At 62.8% G+C, this 1,416-nt stretch carries 2 pseudogenes; one reads left to right on the forward strand and one right to left on the reverse strand.

Going from position 1 to position 1,416, the window contains the following annotated elements:
• Positions 1-176 precede the first annotated feature (176 nt).
• Positions 177-644 (reverse strand): annotated as a pseudogene (locus FNJ84_RS21750) (transposase); the annotation flags it as partial.
• Between the two features lie 81 nt (positions 645-725).
• Here FNJ84_RS21750 and FNJ84_RS21755 point away from each other — a divergent pair.
• Positions 726-1,286, forward strand: a pseudogene (locus FNJ84_RS21755) (IS110 family transposase); the annotation flags it as partial.
• Between the last annotated feature and the right edge of the window lie 130 nt (positions 1,287-1,416).

Below are 1,416 nucleotides of genomic sequence, written 5' to 3' on the forward strand. Positions count from 1 at the left end.
GCTTCTCCTCGTCCGTCCAAAGCCGCTTGGTCCGACCCGCCATCAATAACCCCAGAGTGTCCGCTATCCTAAGCGGACACTATCGATTACTCTCTATCTGCGGCAGAGCAGTGAGCCCGGACGGTTACGAAGCCGAGGCCTCTCGGTAGCTCGTCAGGGAGTACGAGACGAGGTCCCTACGTAGCGGAAGGCCTGGTCTGCTGGGCGTAGGCCCAGCGCATCAGGTCGTCGATGTCACGAGCGAGGTGGCCATTGGCCAGCTTCGTGAACAGATCCCGCAGATAGGCATAGGGTTCGACGTCGTTCATCTCGCAGGTGCCGATCAGGCTGGCGAAGCGGGCCCAGTTGCGTCCACCCTCGTCATGACCAGCGAAGAACGCGTTGCGGCGGTTCATGGCCGGGCTGCGGATGGCGTTTTCGACAAGGTTGGAGTCGATGTCGACGCGTCCATCCTCCAGGAACAGCCGGAAGCCGTCCTGGCGGCGCAGCATATAGGCCATGGCCTCGCCGAGGTCGGATTTGCGCGACACGCGTGCGGCTTGGGCTGCCAGCCAGGTGAAGAACTCATCGACCAGCGGGCGCGACAGCTCCTGACGCACGGCTATGCGATGATCCGGGTCCGAGCCACGGATAGCGTCTTCGATCGACTCTGATGATGTGACCGCCCCCCGACGGCATCAGATGTGCCAGGGTGGGTCTGCAACGATCCACAAAGGGGAGCGGTCATGTCGGAGATTATCACGGTCGGGCTCGATCTGGCGAAGAATGTGTTCCAGGTGCATGGAGCCGACGGCGTAGGACGAGCCGTTCTGCGCAAGAAGTTGCGGCGGGCTCAAGTGCTAGAGTTTTTCAGCCAGCTGCCCTCTTGCGTCGTGGCGATGGAAGCCTGTGGGGGTGCCCATTTTTGGGGCCGGGAAATTGGCAAGCTGGGGCATGAGGTGCGGCTGATCCCGCCGGCCTACGTCAAGCCTTTCGTGAAGCGCCAGAAGAACGACATGGCGGATGCTGAGGCCATCTGCGAGGCGGCGATGCGTCCCACGATGCGCTTTGTTCCGGTGAAGAGCGAGGAGACGCAGGGCGCGGCGATGGTCTTCCGGGTCCGGGAGCTGCTGATCCGGCAGCGCACGCAGGCGATCAACGCATTACGCGGCCATCTGACCGAGTTCGGTCAGATCGTACCGCAAGGGGCATCCAACACCACACGCCTGATCGCGATCGTGGAAGACCCGGAAAGTGACTTGCCTGCCGATGCCATCCCTACGCTGAAGGCTTTGATCGCGGCACTCACTGCGGCGCGACAAACAGGATGAGATTCCGCGTCAATCAGGATGAGACTCTGCGGCGGGTGTGTGTCGGAGGGAGGGCGTAGCCCGACCGGAGGCACACACCCGCCGCTTCGCCCTGTTCCGGGGTCTG

It is taken from the genome of Paracoccus sp. M683, from assembly GCF_007096355.1.
Classification (GTDB): Bacteria; Pseudomonadota; Alphaproteobacteria; order Rhodobacterales; family Rhodobacteraceae; genus Paracoccus.